This is a genomic window from Cellulomonas telluris (assembly GCF_004886325.1).
GTDB classification, from domain to species: Bacteria; Actinomycetota; Actinomycetes; order Actinomycetales; family Cellulomonadaceae; genus Cellulomonas; species Cellulomonas telluris.
Window position 1 is genome coordinate 434,019 of record NZ_QXFN01000004.1, and the last position, 15,103, is coordinate 449,121.

At 75.6% G+C, this 15,103-nt stretch carries 13 protein-coding genes; 8 read left to right on the forward strand and 5 right to left on the reverse strand.

Going from position 1 to position 15,103, the window contains the following annotated elements:
* Window positions 1-11: 11 nt before the first annotated feature.
* A complete protein-coding gene (locus tag FB586_RS14190; RefSeq protein WP_222928366.1) occupies window positions 12-569 on the reverse strand; it encodes a DUF6328 family protein in 558 nt (185 codons plus the stop codon).
* Between the two features lie 149 nt (window positions 570-718).
* On the opposite strand from FB586_RS14190, the gene FB586_RS14195 reads away from it, so the two are divergent.
* Complete coding sequence (locus FB586_RS14195; RefSeq protein ID WP_246036772.1) at window positions 719-1,762, forward strand: threonine aldolase family protein; 1,044 nt, start codon at window positions 719-721, stop codon at window positions 1,760-1,762.
* Between the two features lie 117 nt (window positions 1,763-1,879).
* Here FB586_RS14195 and FB586_RS14200 read toward each other — a convergent pair whose 3' ends face one another.
* Both FB586_RS14200 and FB586_RS14205 read right to left on the reverse strand, forming a co-directional pair.
* Complete coding sequence (locus FB586_RS14200; protein ID WP_136519977.1) at window positions 1,880-3,766, reverse strand: glycoside hydrolase family 6 protein; 1,887 nt, start codon at window positions 3,764-3,766, stop codon at window positions 1,880-1,882.
* A gap of 195 nt (window positions 3,767-3,961) precedes the next feature.
* The gene (locus tag FB586_RS14205; RefSeq protein ID WP_246036773.1) at window positions 3,962-4,951 is read right to left on the reverse strand and encodes a LacI family DNA-binding transcriptional regulator; all 990 of its coding nucleotides are present in this window, start codon (window positions 4,949-4,951) and stop codon (window positions 3,962-3,964) included.
* 178 nt (window positions 4,952-5,129) lie between these two features.
* Here FB586_RS14205 and FB586_RS14210 point away from each other — a divergent pair, with 178 nt between their 5' ends.
* On the forward strand, window positions 5,130-7,811 hold the full coding sequence (locus FB586_RS14210) for a substrate-binding domain-containing protein (RefSeq protein WP_136519979.1): 2,682 nt from the start codon (window positions 5,130-5,132) through the stop codon (window positions 7,809-7,811).
* A 97-nt stretch (window positions 7,812-7,908) separates the two neighbouring features.
* Here the strand turns inward: FB586_RS14210 and FB586_RS14215 are convergent, their stop codons facing one another.
* Both FB586_RS14215 and FB586_RS14220 read right to left on the reverse strand, forming a co-directional pair.
* Complete coding sequence (locus tag FB586_RS14215; protein ID WP_246036774.1) at window positions 7,909-9,678, reverse strand: DEAD/DEAH box helicase; 1,770 nt, start codon at window positions 9,676-9,678, stop codon at window positions 7,909-7,911.
* 246 nt (window positions 9,679-9,924) lie between these two features.
* Window positions 9,925-10,341, reverse strand: a complete 417-nt coding sequence (locus FB586_RS14220) for a CoA-binding protein (protein ID WP_136519981.1) — start codon at window positions 10,339-10,341, stop codon at window positions 9,925-9,927.
* A 122-nt stretch (window positions 10,342-10,463) separates the two neighbouring features.
* Between FB586_RS14220 and clsA the strand changes: the two genes are divergently transcribed.
* From clsA to ftsR, 6 genes are all read left to right on the forward strand, one after another.
* Complete coding sequence (gene clsA / locus FB586_RS14225; RefSeq protein WP_136519982.1) at window positions 10,464-11,063, forward strand: cardiolipin synthase ClsA; 600 nt, start codon at window positions 10,464-10,466, stop codon at window positions 11,061-11,063.
* Window positions 11,064-11,110: 47 nt separating this feature from the next.
* On the forward strand, window positions 11,111-12,031 hold the full coding sequence (locus tag FB586_RS14230; protein ID WP_136519983.1) for a DUF881 domain-containing protein: 921 nt from the start codon (window positions 11,111-11,113) through the stop codon (window positions 12,029-12,031).
* Complete coding sequence (locus tag FB586_RS14235; RefSeq protein ID WP_136519984.1) at window positions 12,028-12,360, forward strand: small basic family protein; 333 nt, start codon at window positions 12,028-12,030, stop codon at window positions 12,358-12,360. Before FB586_RS14230 ends, FB586_RS14235 begins: the two co-directional genes overlap by 4 nt.
* On the forward strand, window positions 12,357-13,640 hold the full coding sequence (locus tag FB586_RS14245) for a DUF881 domain-containing protein (RefSeq protein WP_168800566.1): 1,284 nt from the start codon (window positions 12,357-12,359) through the stop codon (window positions 13,638-13,640). Before FB586_RS14235 ends, FB586_RS14245 begins: the two co-directional genes overlap by 4 nt.
* Window positions 13,641-13,784: 144 nt before the next feature.
* Window positions 13,785-14,258 (forward strand): FHA domain-containing protein, encoded by a 474-nt coding sequence (locus FB586_RS14250; RefSeq protein WP_136519987.1) that lies wholly within the window; start codon window positions 13,785-13,787, stop codon window positions 14,256-14,258.
* Complete coding sequence (gene ftsR, locus FB586_RS14255) at window positions 14,245-15,039, forward strand: transcriptional regulator FtsR (RefSeq protein ID WP_306419167.1); 795 nt, start codon at window positions 14,245-14,247, stop codon at window positions 15,037-15,039. Before FB586_RS14250 ends, ftsR begins: the two co-directional genes overlap by 14 nt.
* Window positions 15,040-15,103 lie beyond the last annotated feature (64 nt).

Below are 15,103 nucleotides of genomic sequence, written 5' to 3' on the forward strand. Positions count from 1 at the left end.
TGCGTCCGGCGTCAGACGGGCCCGGCCTCCTGGTCGGCCGCGGCCCGGCGCGCGATGAGGCGGGGCAGCACGAGCCACGCGACCGCGATCACCACGAGCAGCGCCCCGCCCACCACCCATCCGGCGGTGCGGGTCACGACGACGTCGAACAGCAGCATCGTGACGCCCGCGAGCGTCAGGGCGAGCGCGACGAGGCCCACGCGCGCGAACGTGTGCCCGGCGTCCACCAGCTGGGGCTTCAACCGGCGCCGGAAGAGCAGGCGGTGCAGGCTCACCGGCGCCACGAAGAGGATCGTCGCGAGCGCCGACAGGAGCACCAGCACGAGGTACGTGGCCCGCTGGTAGTCGTCCAGCTCGTCGAACCGGTACTGGAACGGGACCGTGAGGAGGAACCCGGTGAGGATCTGCGCGCCCGTCTGGGTGACGCGCAGCTCCTGCAGCAGCTCGTTCCAGTTGCGGTCCATGCGCTCGATGTACGTCTCGTTCCGGCCGTCGTCGCCGCGGGCGGGCGGCGTCGCCGCCGGCGCGTCGGGCGGGGTGGCACGGGTGCTGCCTGCGGGACCGGTCATGGTCGTGGCGCCTCCTCCTGGTCCAGGGCTGCACGGATCATGCCGGTCCCCGGCGCCGCGCGCACGACGGGCCCGCGTCCGGCGCGCCGCCCGCGTGACCAGCGCGCACGTGGGCCGGAGCACGCGTCCGCGTGGGCGAGACTGAGGGTGTGAGCACCCCGCACGTCCCCCGTCACTTCGCGTCCGACAACTACGCCGGCGCCCACCCCGAGGTCCTCGAGGCCCTCGGCGCCGCGAACGTCGGGCACGCACCCGCCTACGGCGACGACCCGCACACCGCCCACCTGCAGGACGTCGTCCGGGCGCACTTCGGCAGCGCGGCGGTGGCGTACCCCGTCTTCAACGGCACGGGTGCGAACGTCGTGGCGCTGCAGGCCATGCTGCCGCGGTGGGGCGCCGTCATCTGCTCCGCGAGCGCCCACGTCAACACGGACGAGAACGCCGCGCCCGAGCGGGTCGGCGGCCTCAAGCTCCTGACCGTCCCCACGCCCGACGGCCGCCTGACGCCGGAGCTCGTCGCGCGGCAGGCGCACGGCTTCGGCGACGTGCACCGGGCGCAGCCCGGCGTCGTGTCCCTCACGCAGTCCACCGAGCTCGGCACGGTGTACCGCCCGGAGGACGTCCGCGCGCTCGTCGACCAGGCGCACGCGCTCGGCATGCGGGTGCACGTCGACGGCGCGCGGCTCTCGAACGCCGCCGCACGCCTGGGTCTGCCGCTGCGGGCGTTCACCACCGACGTGGGGGTCGACGTCGTCTCGCTCGGCGGGACCAAGAACGGCCTGCTGTTCGGCGAGGCCGTCGTGGTGCTCGACCCGGCCGCCGTCGACGGCGTGGGGTACCTGCGCAAGTCCGGCATGCAGCTCGCGTCCAAGATGCGCTTCGTGTCGGCCCAGCTCGTCGCGCTGTACGAGGGGGACCTGTGGCTGCGCTCGGCCGCCCACGCGAACGCGATGGCGGACCGCCTGCGGGCCGGGGTCGACGCGCTCGGTCTCGACGTGACGCTGCCCACCGAGGCCAACGCCGTGTTCGTCCGCCTGCCCGCCGACGTCGCCGCGGCCCTGCGCCGGCGGTGGCGGTTCTACGACTGGGACCCCACCGACGGCACCGTCCGCCTGATGTGTGCGTTCGACACGACCACGCAGGACGTCGACGACCTTTTGTCCGCCCTGGGCGACGCGCTGGCGGCGCGCTGACGCGAACGCCCGCGGCCGGTCGCAGGCCGCGGACGTGCGGCGGGGCCCTCCCGGTACGACCGGGAGGGCCCCGCGGTGGGCGCCGGACGCGCGGGGCGCGTCAGACGTCCGGGTGGGTCAGGCCGACGCGCAGGGCGAGCCGTTCAGCGTGAAGCCGGTCGGCGTCCCCGCCTGGCCGCTGTGCGACCCGTTGAAGCCGATCTCGACCGACGCACCCGCGGCGAGCGTGCCGTTCCAGGCGGCGTTCGTCACGGTCACGGTCTGGCCGGACTGGGCCCAGGTGGCGCTCCAGCCCTGCTGCACCGAGCTGCCGTTCGGCAGCGTGAAGCGCAGCGTCCAGCCCGACAGCGCGCTGGAGCCCGTGTTGGTCAGCCGCACGGAGGCGGTGAACCCGGTGTTCCAGCTGTTCGCCGTGTAGCGCACGGAGCAGGCGGCGGGCCCGGAGGTGGGCGTCGGCGTCGGCGTGTTCGTCCGCGTCGGGGTCGGCGTGGGCGTGGGCGTGGCCGTCGGCGTCACGGTGGGTGTCACCGTGGGCGTGGCGGTCGGGGTCGCCGTCGGCGTGGCCGTGGGGGTCGGGTTCGGCGTGGAGCCGTCCGCCGGGATGACCGGGTGGGCGTTGCGGACCAGCGTCCGGAACTGCGCCTCGAACCACTGGCCGGCGAGCGGCGCGTCCGGCGTGGCACCCGTCAGCTGGTTGGCCAGCTTGGGCGACACGAAGGTCGGGTCGCACATGCGGTCGAAGCTCTTGCCCTGGTCGTTCGGGATCTCCTTCGACGCGCCGTCCGACTCGCCCGGGGGCTTGATCCAGACGTACGCGTCGAGGTGCGCCGCGGCCGGGGCGCCGGCGGGCGTGGCCCGCGGGAGCTCGCCGATGCCGGCGCCGAGCGGGTTGCACCACGCGCCGCGGTGGACGCGGCGGTCGATGCGCGACTGGTCGACGAAGGTGTCGAGCGACGTGCTCGTCGACGCGGCCGTCGGGCGGTTGGGGCCGCCCCAGCCGTTGCGCGAGGTGTCGATCAGCATGCCGGTGCTGGCCGGGAAGCCCTCGGCGACGAGCAGGCGGTGCAGGTGCGCCGTCCAGGCGAGCTCACCGAAGTCGGGGTTCCACTCGTAGAACTTGGCGGCCTTGACCGGCTGCCCGCCGACCTGCTGGTCGGGGTTCGTCAGGAACGGCTCGGCCAGCGGCGTCGTGTTCGCCGTGTTGGTGACGAACCCGTCGATCGACGCGAAGCCCTTCCTGGTCGTGCGCGCGACCTCGGCGAACAGCTTGGCCGCCGGGCCGGCGTTCGAGTCCCAGCCGAGCCAGCCGGAGTGCGCGGCGTCGATGTAGGTGTACACGTTGTCGAGCGTCTTCAGCTCGTCCAGCGCGTACTTGACGCCCTCGCGGTAGTAGGGCGCCGACTGCTGGCACTTCTGCTCGCTGATGTTGGTGATGAGGTTCGGCAGCGAGTCGGGCTCGATCGTCGCGGAGATCCGGAGGTCCGCGTACTTCGGGTCCGACAGCAGGTCGACGATCGGGTCGATGTACTCGGTCTTGTAGCGGGCCAGGCCGGCGTCGCTCGCGGGCAGCTCGCCGTTGGAGGCGAGCGCGAAGCAGTCGCGTCCGGGCAGGTTGTAGATCACGAGGTTGAAGACGAGGGGCTGGCTGCCCGTCTTCTGCTTGACGGCCTCGTCGAGGTGGAACTTCAGGCCGTTGCCGTCGGCGTTGCCGGTGATGGCGCTGATGCGGTCCATCCACACGGCCGTCGGCTGCTTGGCCACCGTGCGCATCTGGGCGGCCAGCGCGGCGTCGCCGGCGCGCGTGGCAGCGCTCTCAACGGACGCGGCCCAGGTGGGGTTCACATACTGCTTGGCGCCCGCGTAGGGGTTGTCGACGTGCGGCTCGGCCGCCGTGGCGGTCGTGCCCGCCAGCGTCAGCGGCACCGCGACGAGCGCCGTTGCCGTCGCCGCGGTCGCGACGGCGCGCAGGCGCCGTCCGACCGAACTCTTGCCGTGTGTGGACACGTGTGTCCTCCGGGTGTCGATCCGAGCACCCGGCCCTCGGCGGCAGGGTGCGGGCCGCCGCAGGGGGTCCACGACGACTGCCGTGGAATCCATCACGCGCCGGTGCGGCCCGGGACCTGGGCGAACCGTTTAGGCAGGGCCGCGTTACCGAATCGTTACCATCCGCGACGGCCGCTCGGACGGCGTTCCCGCAGGTCAGCGCGACCGCGGCCCCGTGCTGCCCCGAACGGCGAGGCCGCCGACCGGGAGCTGCGGACCCGCTCCGGCCCGGCCGTCGAGGACCTGCAGGACGGCCTGCCCCACGGCCGTCCCCAGCTCGGACTGGACCGTCGGCAGCGCCGTGATGGACGGCGTCGCGAGGCGGCAGAGGGGGGAGTCGGTCAGCGACACGACCGAGACGTCCCACGGCACCGCGAGGCCCGTGCGCCGCGCCACGTCCAGCGCCGCGACGGCCATGTGGTCGGTGTCGAACACGAGCGCGGTGGGCGGCCGGCCGCCGGTCAGCAGCCGGCGGCACGCGGCCGCCGCGCCCTCCGGGGTGCCCGCGGTCGCCTCGTGCACGAGGGCGCCACCGCCTGCGCCCACGGACTGGCCGAGCCCGGCGACGCGCGCCCGGGTCCGTTGCAGGGCGTCCGGGCCCGTCACGACGGCGACCTGCCGGTGCCCCAGCTCGATGAGGTAGCGCCCGACGCGGGACGTCGCCTCCTCGTCGTCGACGCCGAGGATCGCCATCTCGCCGCTCGGCTCGCCCGAGGAGACGACGACCGACGGGATCCGCAGCCTGCGCAGCGCGTCGAGCCGGGGGTCCTCGGTGCGCACGTCCGTGACGACCATGACGTCGAACCGCCGCTCGGCCCACCACTCGCCGTAGAGGGAGACCGCCGCGGCCAGGTCGTCGACGACCTGCAGCACGAGCGCGAGGCCGCGCGTGCGCAGCACGTCCTGGAGCGGCACGACGAGCTCGAGCACGTCGGCGCCGTAGCCCACCGGGCCGGTGAGCGTCCGGTCGAGCACGAGCCCCACCGCGCGGGGCCCGCTGCGCATCGAGCGCGCCGCCGCGCTCGGGCGCCAGCCGAACTCGTCGGCGACGCGCAGCACGCGCTCACGCGTCGCGGCGCTCACGCCGGGGCGCCCGTTGAGCGCGTAGGACACCACCGCGATCGACACGCCGGCGGCGCGCGCCACGTCCGTGATGGTGGGGCGACGAGTCGCCGGGCCGGGGACGACGGGCTGTGCGCCGGTCGCCGGAGATACGGCGTCTTTGCCGTTGTCATGTGCAGGAGTGACCACGATCGCCTAGTCTTGCGCCCGATGTGGGTAGATCGCATCAACTCGGCTCCGACGGTGTAGGCGAGGTAGCTCCATGGTCACTGCCCGGCGCGGGGTCCCCGCCACTGTCCGTCGGACGATCGGCGTCCTGTCCCCGGTCGTCGGCGGGTTCTACTTCGGTGCCCTGATCGCGGGCGTGGCCCGTGCCGCGCGGGGTGCAGGCCACCGGGTCGTCGCGGTGCAGACCTACCCCGCGGGCCTCGACCGCGAGCGCTACCCGGACGAGTCGGTCCTCGACACACCGGTCGCGCTCGGCGCCGTCGACGGGCTCGTCGTCGTGGGCAAGTCCCTGAGCCAGGAGCGTCTCGCCGCGGTCCGCGAGTGGGGTGTGCCGGTCGTGCTCGTCAGCGAGGACCCGGTGCACCCCGACGACCCCGTCGTCGTGCCCGACAACGCCGGCGGTGTCCGCGAGGCGGTCGAGCACCTGCTCTGGCACGGGCACACGGCCATCGGCTTCCTCGGCAACCTCTCGCAGCGGGACATGCGCGAGCGGTTCGCCGCCTACCGGGCGACGCTCGCCGAGCACGGCATCGAGTCCGACGAGTCGTGGTGGTACGAGGCGTCGGACAACCAGGAGCAGGGCGGCGTCGACGCGGCGGCGCGGATGCTCGCCGCCGGCACCCCGACCACGGCGGTCGTCGCGGCGACCGACCGCAACGCGGTCGGCTTCCAGCGCGCCCTGCGCTCGCACGGTCTCGTGCTGCCCCGGGACCAGGCCGTGGTCGCCTTCGACCACGCCGACTCCGGCGCCCGGGTGAGCCCGCGGCTGTCGACCGTCGACGCGCACTTCGGGCGCGTGGGGGAGCAGGCCGTGCAGCTGCTGCTCGCGCGGATGCGCGGCGAGGAGGTGGCCCCCGGCGAGCACCGCGTGGCGTCCACGCTGGTGGTGCGCGAGTCGTGCGGCTGCACCGAGGTGACCTCGGCGGCCGTCGCCGGCGTCGGTGACGACGGCGTCGCCGGCGCCGACCTCGTGCGGCGCCTCGCCGACTCGGCCTTCGCCGGCCCGGCCGGATCGGCGTCGGTCCGGCGGTCCGGGCCCGACGCGCGGGAGGCCTGGTGGCGCGCGGTCGTCGAGCCGGTCGAGGCCGCGGCCGAGCGCGGGGTCGCGCCCGCGGCCGCGGCACTGGGCCGGCTGGCGGACCTCACCGCGGCGCTGCAGCCGCACCCCGAGGCCCTCGAGCAGACCGTCACGGTGATGCGCGCCGTCGAGTGCCGACAGGTGGAAGCGCTCTCCGAGGCGCGCGCCCACCACGCCGGCGCGGTGCGGCGTGCGGTGACCGACGTCCTGCTCGCCGTGACGAAGGGCTGCACCCGGGCGATGCTCGCGCGCAGCGGCCAGCTCGAGCGGACGATCGTCGACCAGTACGAGGTCGACATGGACCTCCTGCGCGGCGACGGCGCGAGCCCTCGCGCGCTCGGCTGGCTCCCGCGGGGCGTCCGCGGGCACGCGTGCCTGGGCCTGTGGGTCGGCTCCGACCGCGGACCGGGGGACCGGGAGATGGAGATCGTGGGCGTCCACGACACCACCGGGACGCTCTCGCGGCTGGTCGGCGTCCGGACCACGGCCAGCCAGTTCCCGCCGGCGGCCCTGACCCGGGCGGGCACGGTCGGCTCCAACGAGCTGACGTTCGTCGTCCCCGTGACGTTCGGCGGCAGCGACTGGGGACTGCTCGCCATCGACGGGGTCGTCGAGACGCGGTCGACGCAGCCGCGGGACCGCTTCAACCACTGGGCCGCGCTGCTCGCGGTCGCGCTCGACCAGGAGCGGCTGCTGGCCTCGCTGCGCGAGCAGCGCAAGGCGCTCGAGCAGGCGGCGGCGCGTGAGCGGGCCCTCGCCGACACGGTGCGGGAGAGCGAGGAGCGCTACGCCCTGGCGTCCATGGCGGCGCACGACGGCACCTGGGACTGGGACGTGTCGGCCGGCACGGTGTACTACTCGCCCCGGTGGAAGCAGACCCTCGGCTACGCCGACGACGTCATCGGCGACCAGCCGGCCGAGTGGCTCGAGCGCGTCCACCCCGCCGACCGTGACGAGCTGTCCGCCGCGATCGCCGCCCAGCTCGCCGGGTGCGGCACGCCCCTGGAGCTCGAGCACCGCGTCCGCACGTCCTCGGGCGACTACCGGTGGATGCTCTGCCGCGCCGTCACCGTCCTCGACGACGCCGGCTGTCCGGCTCGTCTCGTCGGCACGCTGGTCGACGTGACCGAGCGCAAGGAGGCCGAGATGGCGCTCCAGCGCGACGCTCTGCACGACCCCGAGACCGGGCTCGTCAACCGGCTGCTGTTCATCGACCGCCTCGGCGCCGCCCTGCTGCGCACGCGGCGGTCACCGGCCTACGACTGCGCGCTGGCGCTCGTGCGCGTGGTCGAGCCCACCCCGACGGTCGTGCGCGAGCCGGCCGACGTCGCCCCGGACGTCCACCGGGAGGTCGTGCGCCAGCTGCGCCGGCCCCTGCGCGAGGGGGACACGACGGCACGCATCGGCGAGGACGACTTCGCCGTGCTCGTCGACGACGTCGGCGCCGGCGGCATGCCGCAGCGTCTCGCGGAGCTGCTCGAGCGGCTGCGCCGCGACATCGGCCCGCGCCTGGCGATCGGCGTGCTCGGGAGCATCCGCGGCATGCGGGACGCTGCGGACGTCCTGCGGGAGGCCGACATCGTGCTGCTGCGCGAGCAGACGCGCCAGGACCCGTTGCGGGGCACCGTCCTGCGCTGACGACGCCGACCCGGACACGCCACCCGGACACGCCACGGCCCGGCGACCCTCGAGGGTCGCCGGGCCGTGGTGCGTGCGTGCGCCGGGCGTGCGTGCGTCAGGCGTGCGTGCGACGGACCTTCTCGCCGCGGCTCGGGTGACGGTCGGCGCGCGGACCGGTGTCGACGCGGATCCGCAGCGGGCGCCCGGCGACCCGGGCGCGACCGATGCGGTCCACCGCCTCCGGCGACAGGCCGTCGGGGATGTCCACGAGCGCGAACGTGTGGAAGATGTCGATGCGGCCGACGTCGGACCCCTGCAGGCCCCCCTCGCCGGTGAGCGCGCCGACCAGCTGGCCGGCCTGGATGCCGTCCCGGTGGCCGACCGCCACGCGGTACCGCGGCCGTCCGCTCGGCCCGCCCGGGGTCGCGCGCCGGCGACCCGCAGTGCCGTGCCCGGTCGCCGACCCGCGGCCGTCGTCCGGCGTCTCCCGGGCGCGCCGCACCGCGTCGTCGAGGTCGTCGCCCTCCGCCGTGCGGGGGGCGGGGCCCTCGTCGCCGACGGCGAGCGCGGCGACCGCGGCGAGCAGGTCGGTCACGTCGACCTCGGGGTTCTCGGCCAGGTGCGCGCCGATGGCGTCGCGGTACAGCTCGAGCCGGCCCGCGGCCAGACGCTCGGGCGTGCGGCCCAGCAGGCGCGCGACGCGGTGCGCCGAGACCTCCGCGGGCGACGGGATCGTCGTCTCGACGAGCGGGGTGCGCGTCGTGCGCTCGATCTGGCGCAGCTTGCCGCGCTCGGCCGGCGTCACGAACGTGAGCGCCGCGCCCGTGCGGCCGGCGCGGCCCGTGCGGCCGATGCGGTGCACGTACGTCTCCGCCTCGCGCGGGACGTCCATGTTGACCACGAGCCCGATCCGCTCGACGTCGAGCCCGCGGGCCGCGACGTCCGTGGCCACGAGGACGTCGAGGGCGCCGCTGCGCAGCCGGTCCACGATCCGCTCGCGGTCGGCCTGGGCGACGTCCCCGGAGATGTGCGCGGCGGCGATCTGCCGCTGCACGAGCAGGTTCCCGACCTCCTCCGCGGCCTCCCGGGTGCGGACGAAGACGATCGCGGCGTCGGCGTCGCTGACCGCGAGGACCCGTGCGAGCGCCCCCGCCTTGTGCCGGTGCGGCACGACCGCGTACTGCTGAGTGATCGCGGTGACCGTCGAGGACTGCCGGGCGACGGCGACCTCGACCGGATTCGTCAGGTGCTGGTCGGCGACCCGGCGGATGGGCGCGGGCATCGTGGCCGAGAACAGGGCGACCTGCCGGCCGGCGGGCGTCTGCGACAGCACGCGGTCGACGTCCTCCGCGAAGCCCATGCGCAGCATCTCGTCGGCCTCGTCGAGGACGAGGAAGCGCACGTCCTGCAGCTTCAGCGTGCCGCGGTCGAGGTGGTCGATGACGCGGCCGGGCGTGCCGACGACGACCTGGGCGCCGCGCGCGAGGGCGCGCTGCTGCGGCAGATAGGGCGAGCCGCCGTACACGGCGACGACCTGCAGGCCCTCGCGGTGCTCGGCGAACGAGGTGATCGCGTCCGCGACCTGCATCGCGAGCTCGCGGGTCGGCGTCAGGACGACGACCTGCACGGCGCGCAGCGACGGGTCGACGCGCTGCAGCAGCGGCAGGCCGAACGCGGCGGTCTTGCCGGTGCCCGTCTGGGCGACGCCGACGACGTCGCGGCCCTCGAGCAGGGCGGGGATGGTGGCGGCCTGCACCGGCGTCGGCGAGGTGAACCCGAGGCCGGTGACGGCCGTGAGGAGCTCGTCGGACAGGCCGAGGTCGGCGAACGTCGGGCCGCTCGGGGACTCGGCGGTGGGCAGGGGAGAGGACACAGAGGTGCTCACAAGGGGACCGTTCGGTCGGAGGGGGGAGACGGGGGCCGCCCGGAAGGCGTCCTTCGACGTCGCTCGCCCCGTAAACCCACACCTGGACCACCGCTCGGGTGGTCCGACACGCATCGGCGGCACACGGCGGCCCGAGGGGCTCACCGTCCCGCGCGGGGACGCGACACGACTCCTGATGTCCCGTCCAGGTTACCCGTTCCACCGCCCCGGCGGGGGAACGGGCCGCGGTGACCTCGCGCACAGGGCTCAGCCGAGCCCGCGCAGGGACCCCTCGATCGCCGGGCAGTGGTCCATGACGACGTCGAGACCGGCGGCGCGCGCCCGGGCCGCCGCCGCCTCGTCGACGACCCCGAGCTGCAGCCACACCGCACGCGCCCCGACCGCGACGGCCTCGTCCACGACCCCGCCCGCGATGCTGCTGTTGACGAACAGGTCGACGACGTCGGGCGGCTCGGGCAGCTCGTCCAGCCGGCGGACGCCGCGCACGCCGTGCACGGTGGGCGCGCTCGGGTGCACGGGGACGACGCGGTGCCCGAGGCGCTGCAGGTAGGCGGCCACCCCGTACGCGGCTCGCGCCCGGTTCGTCGACAGGCCCACCACGGCCCAGGTCGCGGGCGTGCGCAGGAGTCGGTCGACGACGTCCGGGTCGACGGCGGCGCTCATGCCCCGAGCCTGCCACCGGCGCCCGCCGTCCGCCGCCCGTCCGGGTCACCGCCGGAGCGTCGCTGACGGGCGTCCGTGCAGGTGCGCATAGGATCGCGGTCAGGACGACGACGGGGGAAGGTGTGGCGGAGGAGCCGGCGGTCAGCGCGCGCGTGCTCACCGTCCCCAACGTCATCAGCCTGGTGCGGCTGCTGCTCGTCCCGGTGTTCGCCGTGCTGGTCGCGCGCGGCGAGGACGCGTGGGCCCTGCTCGTGCTGGCGGTGTCGGGGGCGAGCGACTGGCTCGACGGCGTCCTGGCGCGCCGCATGCACCAGGTCACCCGGCTCGGGCAGATGCTGGACCCGGCCGCCGACCGCCTGTTCATCCTCGTCACGCTCGTCGGCCTCGCGTGGCGCGACATCGTGCCCGTGTGGCTGGTCGTCGTCCTCGCGGCGCGGGACCTCGTGCTCGCCGGGATGCTCGTCGTCCTCGCGCGTGCCGGCTACCCGCCGCTGCGCGTCCACCTGGCGGGCAAGGCCGGGACCATGGTGCTGCTGTACGCGTTCCCGCTGCTGCTGCTGTCGCAGTGGCAGTCCGCCCTCGGCCAGGCCGCCGGCGTCCTCGGCTGGGCGTGCGCGGTGTGGGGCGTGGCCCTGTACTGGTTCGCCGGCGGGCTCTACCTGGTGCAGGCCGCGTCGGTGCTGCGCCGCGAGCGCCGGCTCGAGCGGGCGGCGACGCGGTGAACCGGCGGCACGCGCAGCCGGGGCCGGCCCGCGCCGCCGACGCGTCGATGACGCTGATCAACGAGACCTACCGACGGCCGCTGGACCCCGGTTACCAGGAGGTCGCCGACCGGCGGGCGGCCGGGCTCGCGCCGCGCCGGACCGCCCGCGGCGCCGCGGCGCTCCTCGTGCTCGCGGTGGTGCTGGGGGCGGGGGCCACGTCGGCGGCGAGCGCCCTGCGGCGTCCGCCGCCCGCGGTCGTCGAGGCCCGCACGCTGCTCGAGGACGAGATCCGCGAGCGCACGGTCCGCGCCGAGGAGCTGCGGGAGGGGAACGCCCGGCTGTCGGCCGAGATCGCCGCCCTCCAGACCGCGGCCGCGTCCAGCGAGGACCCGGCGCTTCTCGCCCAGCTCCAGCAGGACGCCGTGCCGGCCGGGCGGCTGCCCGTCACCGGTCCCGGCCTGCGCATTGTCCTGACGGACCCCCAGGTCTCGGCGGGCGAGGAGCCGGACCCGGAGGGGCGCGTGCAGGACATCGACCTGCAGGTGCTGGCGAACGGCCTGTGGGCGGCCGGTGCCGAGGCGGTCGCGATCAACGACGCCCGGCTGACCTCGACCACCGCGATCCGCAGCGCGGGTGCGGCGGTCCTCGTCGACATGCGCCCGATCGTCAGCCCGTTCCGGGTGGAGGCGATCGGGGACGCGGTCGCGCTGCAGACGGGCCTGGCCCGGGGCGCCGCCGGCCAGCACCTCGCCTTCCTGCGCTCGACGTACGGCATCGGCGTCGACGTCAGCGCGCAGTCGAAGCTGGATCTGCCGGCGTCGGGGTCCTCCACGCTGCGCGCAGCACGGGTGCCGGAGGACGCCGCCGCGTCCGAGGAGGTCTCGCCGACGGCGGGCGAGACCGGCACGGACGGAGCAGCCGGTCTTGGGCCTGCGTCGTCGGGTGTGGCAGTGTCGGTCCGTCCTGACGGAGGGGAGGGCTCGTGATCGCGGTGATCGGGCTCGTGCTCGGCGTGGTCGCCGGGCTCCTGATCGAGCCGACGGTGCCCGCCAACCTGCAGCCGTACCTGCCGATCGCCGTCGTCGCGGCGCTCGACGCGCTGTTCGGCGGCCTGCGGGCGTTCCTCGACGGCATCTTCGACGAGCGGGTGTTCCTCACGTCGTTCCTGTCGAACGTCGTGGTCGCGGCGCTCATCGTCTTCCTCGGCGACCAGCTCGGCGTCGGCTCGCAGATGACCACCGCGGTCATCGTCGTGCTCGGCATCCGCATCTTCTCGAACGCCGCCTCCATCCGACGCCACCTGTTCAAGGCATGACGCACGACGAGCACCGGCCGGCAGGCCCCGCGGACGACGAGCCGCGGGACCCGCAGGAGCCCGCGTCGGACCCCGACGCGCCCGTCATCGACCCGCAGGACCCGCTCGGGCTCGGCGACCTCTCCCGCGGCGGCCCGCGCGGGGACGACGACGCGCCGGGCGTCGCCCCCGCGACCGACGGCGAGGAGACGGCGGTCCCCGCGACGGGCGCGGACGGCGAGCCGGCGGCCGACGGCGAGGCAGCCGACGGGGAGCCGACGCCCGACGACGCGCCGACGCCGCACGTGGACCCGACACCGGACGTGGACCTGACGCCGGACGTGGACCCGACGCCGGACGACGAGCCGCCCCCGGACGTGCGGGAGGCCTCCGTGGTGGACGGTGCCGACACCCCGGGCGGGACGACACCGGCAGCCGCCGACCCTCACGCGCCCGTCGTCCCGGCCGCCGACGTCCCGGTGCCGCCTGCTCCGCGGGGCCCGGACGAGGACGCCGTGCCGGTGGGCGGCGCCGACGAGCGGGTTGCAGCACCGGCGCAGCCCGAGGCGGCCCTCGCCGGTCGGTCGGCGTGGGGCCGCCTGCGGCACGCGATGCGCCCCCGCATCACGTCCGGGCAGCTGCTCGCCGCCGCGCTGTGCGCGCTGCTCGGCCTCGCACTGGTCGTGCAGGTCCGGCAGACGACCGACGCGCAGCTCGGCTCCCTGCGGCAGGACGACCTGGTCCGCCTCCTCGACGAGACGACGACGCGCGCCGACGAGCTCGCCCGCGAGGCGGCCGACCTGCAGCGCGAGCGCGACGAGCTGCTCTCGGGCTCCGACCGCCAGCAGGCCGCCCTGGACGCGGCCCGGCGCAACGCCGCCACGCAGGGCATCCTCACCGGACGCCTGCCGGCGACGGGACCGGGCGTGCACGTGACGCTGCACGAGTCGGAACCCGGCATCAAGCCCGCGACGATGCTCCACGTGCTCGAGGAGCTGCGGAACGCCGGTGCGGAGGCGGTGCAGCTGAACGACATGCGGGTGACGGCGAGCAGCGCGTTCACGGGGACGGCGGGGGCGATCGTGCTCGACGGCGTCACCCTGTCCCCGCCCTACCGCTGGGTCGTCATCGGCGACCCGGACACCATCGCCACCGCGCTCGAGATCCCCGGGGGTGCGATGGCGACGGTCCGCCGCGACGGCGGCCGGGGGACGGTGGACCGGCTGGAGAGGGTCGACGTCACGGCCCTGCGCCAGCTGCCGGACCCCGTCTACGCGACGCCCGTCCCGGACGCCGGCTGACCTGGTCGCGCTCCGGGCGCGACGTCACTCGCCCAGGTGCTCACCGTGCTGCACGGACGTGCCGACACCACATAGGGTGAGACCCGCGACGGCTGGGTCGAGGCGGGAGCTGCGACGCGCCCGCATCCGACACGGGAGGTGCACATGAGCGACGATCGACAGGCTCCGGCCGGAGGACTGCCGGAGTACCGCGGCGACGGGCCGGACACGACCGTCAGCTTCGGATCGCTCGCGCCGGTCGACCAGGAGGCCCCGGCGCGCGTGGGCCTGACCGCGGACGAGGCGGCCGCCGTGCAGGCGCTGCCGCCGACGTCCGCCCTCCTCATCATGCAGCGCGGTCCCAGCTCGGGGGCGCGGTTCCTGCTGGACGCCGAGCGGACGACCGCCGGCCGGAGCACGCGGGCCGACATCTTCCTCGACGACGTGACGGTCTCCCGCAAGCACGCGGACTTCGTGCGCGAGGGCAACCAGTTCGTCGTCCGCGACATCGGCTCGCTGAACGGCACCTACGTGAACCGCAGCCGCATCGACCAGGCCGTGCTGCGCGCCGGCGACGAGGTGCAGATCGGCAAGTACCGCATGACGTTCCACCCCAGCCCCCACCGTGACGCCTCCTGACGGTGCCGCGGCGCGTGCGGTCCGCGCACGCGCCGCGTCGGAGGACGTCCGCGCGGCGGAGGACGGCACGGCGCCCGAGCCGTGGCCGCGGGGCATCTCCCGGCGCGCCAGCATGCGCATCTCGGACGTGCTCGCCGCGCTGCGCCTGGAGTTCCCGGCCGTCACGACGTCGAAGCTGCGCTTCCTCGAGGAGCAGGGGCTCGTCGCGCCGGTGCGCACGCCGTCCGGGTACCGCCAGTACTCCCCGGCGGACGTCGAGCGGCTGCGGTTCGTGCTGCGTCAGCAGCGCGACCGCTACATGCCGCTCAAGGTGATCGGCGAGCGGCTCGCCGCCCTGGACGCGGGCGCGGAGGACGAGGACGCTGCGCCGCCGCGCGCGCGCCTGGCCACGAGCGACGGTGTCGCCCGCACGCCCGGACGGATGACGGCCGAGCGGCTCGCCCAGGACGCGGGCGTGGCACCGGGCCTCGTCGAGGAGCTGGTGGCCCTGGGCGTGCTGCGCCCGGACCACCGGGGCGCCTTCGACGCGTGGGCGCGGGACGTCGTCGTGGCCGCCGCGGCGCTCGGCGAGCACGGCATCGACCCTCGCCACCTGCGCGCCTTCCGTGCGGCCGCCGACCGCCAGGCGGACCTGGTCGAGCAGGTCGTGGCCCCGTGGCGCGGGCAGCGCAGCGTCTCGGCGCGCGCCCGGGCGGGCACGCTCGCGGCCGAGGTGGGGGAGCTGTGCGGGCAGATGCACACCGCCCTGCTGCGCTCGTCCGTCGCGGACCTCGCGCCCTGAGCCGCGGTGCCGCCCGACGCGCCGTCCTCACCGCTGGGGCAGACGCCGCAGCGACGGCGTCGTA